3 protein-coding genes are annotated in these 3,475 nt (G+C 32.7%); all 3 read right to left on the reverse strand.

Translation table 11 applies throughout. The annotated features are described in order from the left end of the window. Nucleotides 1-83: 83 nt before the first annotated feature. A complete protein-coding gene (locus OM075_RS24515; RefSeq protein ID WP_301193200.1) occupies nucleotides 84-1,169 on the reverse strand; it encodes a hypothetical protein in 1,086 nt (361 codons plus the stop codon). A 1,291-nt stretch (nucleotides 1,170-2,460) separates the two neighbouring features. Next, entirely contained in the window at nucleotides 2,461-3,102 is a 642-nt protein-coding gene (locus OM075_RS24520) for a DUF6266 family protein (RefSeq protein ID WP_301193201.1), read from the reverse strand. A gap of 77 nt (nucleotides 3,103-3,179) precedes the next feature. After that, nucleotides 3,180-3,475: DUF6266 family protein (locus tag OM075_RS24525; protein ID WP_301193202.1), on the reverse strand; the 296-nt coding region annotated here is incomplete at its 5' end.

Below are 3,475 nucleotides of genomic sequence, written 5' to 3' on the forward strand. Positions count from 1 at the left end.
TCTCAATAAAGCTTTTGAGAATTGGTTTTAAGAAAAAAGATAATTTAATTTGAATAATCTAAATCAATCAGACAGAGTTATACTTACATATCCAATATAGGCTTAATATCACTATTTCCTTTTAATGTTAGATATCCGTTTGAAATCATCTGATGCAGTTTTTTTACGAATTCTTTAGGGTTATGATTCCATTCCAGTATTTGATTCTGTGAATTTATTATTGTCATCTCTTTCAATTGTAATAATATGTTATTTAATTGAACCAGATTTTTATTTGACTTGATGGCCATATCCCGATTAAATTGTTTAGCTCGTTTAATTTGATTTTTGATAAAAATAATTTCTGATTGAATGCTTCCCTTAGATGTTTGGTGTTGTTGTTGAAATAAATGAATATACAACTCAAAAAACGGTTTTGAAGCTACTCCAAGTATGATCACCTCTGTTATGATTTGACGGTACTCATTCCATAAATCTGTTTCATCTATACTATCAGCTATTCTGCAGATCAACTGATATGCATCCTTTAGGTTATACTGTAAGATATTTTCGTGTATTATGGTTGCTGGCAACGTATTAAAGGCTTCTTCTAGCTTTTTATAAGCTTTATAAATGATATGCTCAACATGAATATATTCATTCATTTTTTCAAAATCATTTAGTAGACTTAAGTAATTGTTTTGCATAAAGTAGTTTTCAACAAGTGAACGCCATGAACTCTCATTTAGGAGATGAATGGTTTGTTTTACTTTTTTAGGATTACTACTGAATAGAGGTAATAATTTTGTGCTGGAAGGTGTTTTGTAATCCGGTAAATAACCTTTAAGTAAATTTCTTGACTTAATTAATACACCTGATAATAGGATATAAAAGTCTAAGTCATGTAAGAATATCTTCTGTTCTTCATTGGTGAGGTTACAGGGGATTTTCCATGGATAAGTATCCAGTGATTCTTTAATTCCGTATAGATTAGATAAATAATTACAGATATCTTTGGTCTTGTATTTTTTATGTATGATTTGAGATAATGACTCATTTAAATAATTATCAAGATGATTGTAGATGAATTCACAATCAAAAGCTAAATCATCTTTAGTATTTAAGTTTTTCCATTTTAAGGCTTTTCTCATTAAAACAGAACCGGCTATGGTGTGAATTGAAGCTAACATAATTTCGTGTGTTTGGTGGTTAATAATCTATAGATAAATTAACTAAAACAATCGAATATTCAAACTCAATTAACATTATATAACATTTTAATGGCGGTAGACTTCAGGTCATAGTCGGTAGTTCTCAGTCGGCAGTTCTCAGTCGGCAGTCTTCAGTCAGCAGTCTTCAGTAGACAGTCTTCAGTCTTCAGTAGACAGTACTCAGTCGGCAGTACTCAGTAGGCAGAAGACAGTCCTTAGATTTCAGTCAGCAGTTAGTGTTTGGTTATTGATTAGTTGGATAATCTGGTGATTTGCTTATTTGAGAAATTTAATTTGCTCCATATCAGAATAATTTTTATTTATCGGTGTACAGACAGAGATTAAAGAATATTTGGGGGTAAATTAATACAATAATTATCACGATATATAATTAAGGCTGAAAGCCTTTAATATCATAGCAAGGTGACAACGCCCCTTGTTATGGCCATTATATAAATTTCAGGCTGAAGGTCTGAAACAATTACTAAGTTTGGTACCATGTTTATGTAATTCACCAAAAAATTATCATCTGATATAAATATTTAGTTCTTTTTAAAAGGGTAGAGGCCGGTCTTAAAACAACAAAGCGAGACGTTTTGCTGAACTAAGGTTTATCTGTTTATTTGCCTATTTGCTTATTTGCCAATTTTAAGGAACCGCGAATTGAACGAATTACACGAACTGTAATTGCTTTGCAATTTACTGGTATTCAGTCATCGAATTAATATTAATTTTCACGAATTAAAGGATAGTATGTTGAGTTTTGAGGTTGTTTATCTTTTGATCAAATAAAATATATAATGATTGCTTCGTAAATTTTTTATGAACCGCGAATTGAACGAATTACACGAATTTTAATTGCTTTGCAATTTACTGGTATTGTGTCATCGGATTACCTCTGCATTTCACTAGTTATCACGATATATAATTAAGGCTGAAAGCCTATAATATCACAGCAAGGTGGCAACGCCCCTTGTTCTTATCAACGGGAATAAGTCAGGCTGAAGGTCTGAAACATTTAAAAGTTCTTATTATGCTGTAGATCTATATGTTTATTTTCTGTCTAATATTATTTTACATTATTCTAATCGAATTCTTCAATTAATAAAGGAGGAGTCCCAAAGGCACCAAGGGGTGGTGGTTTGGGAAATCCTCAGTTTTCAGTCATCAGTCCTCAGTCCTCAGTCCACAGTATACAGTCTTCAGTTTACAGCTAACTGCTTACTACTAATAGTCTCATGTCGGCATTTGAATTACCTTTAATTTATGATTATGGCATGGATACAAATCCTAAGTATTCACTATTACTTGCCCGATTAGAGCGCTTCGTATCAACAAAGGCAAGATAACAATGAATTTTTGTACCTGATGGAGCTTGTGGTAATGATAGTTTACCTGTTTTGTCAATGCGCATATATTCATCAACAGACTGAACGACTTCATAATGCTCCGTTATGGCAATCAGTAGAGCATGCTCCCTTTTATGGTCATTGATAATTTCTTCAGCATCCTTCCACTGAAAGATGATATTTTGATCTGAAATTTCAACTGATGTAGCATCACATCTTTCAATAGGGCCTTTAGAAAGATATAGTTTTTGAAAATTGATGGTATAATCAGGATATTCCCCTTTAATTGTTTGCTGAAGTAAGAGTGACATTGCTTTATTATGGGCAGATCTTGAATCGTTTCTTTTATAGAAGCCCAATTGTATTACAGGACGTAATGGTTTTAAAAACTTCATTGCAAAAGCAAACCTGGCACGTTGCATGATTTGTTTTTGAGATGGTTTTACAGAGCTTTTACTAGGTGCCTGTCTGAAATACTGTTTTCCATTGATAATTACACCAATTGTATTACCTAGTCTTCCGGATATTAATCCAAATAAGTGATTTCCTTTTATTTTAGCCATGACGATTTGTTTTAAGATGATTATAATGTTGATTTTATACCCGGAGGCTCACATAAAGTGAGACCCCGGTTTTGAAATTAAGGTATACTAACGGAACCTAAATACACGCTGTTACTGGCTCTCATTAAATTGTCGGTTTCTGCAAAAGCAATATAACAATGTACCAGTGTACCAGAAGGAGCATTTGGGAATGGTATTCCACCACTACGGTCTTCTCTTATATATTCATCTATAGAATAAGATGGATAGTATCCATTGGCAATGCCTACTAATACGGACTGTTCATTACCATGAATGTTCAGTGCTTTATCTGTATCACTCCAGTTAAAAGTAATTTGGTCTGCATCGGCATTAACAGATGCTGAATCAGCTA

Source organism: Plebeiibacterium sediminum, assembly GCF_026013605.1.
Lineage (GTDB): Bacteria > Bacteroidota > Bacteroidia > Bacteroidales > Marinilabiliaceae > Saccharicrinis > Saccharicrinis sediminus.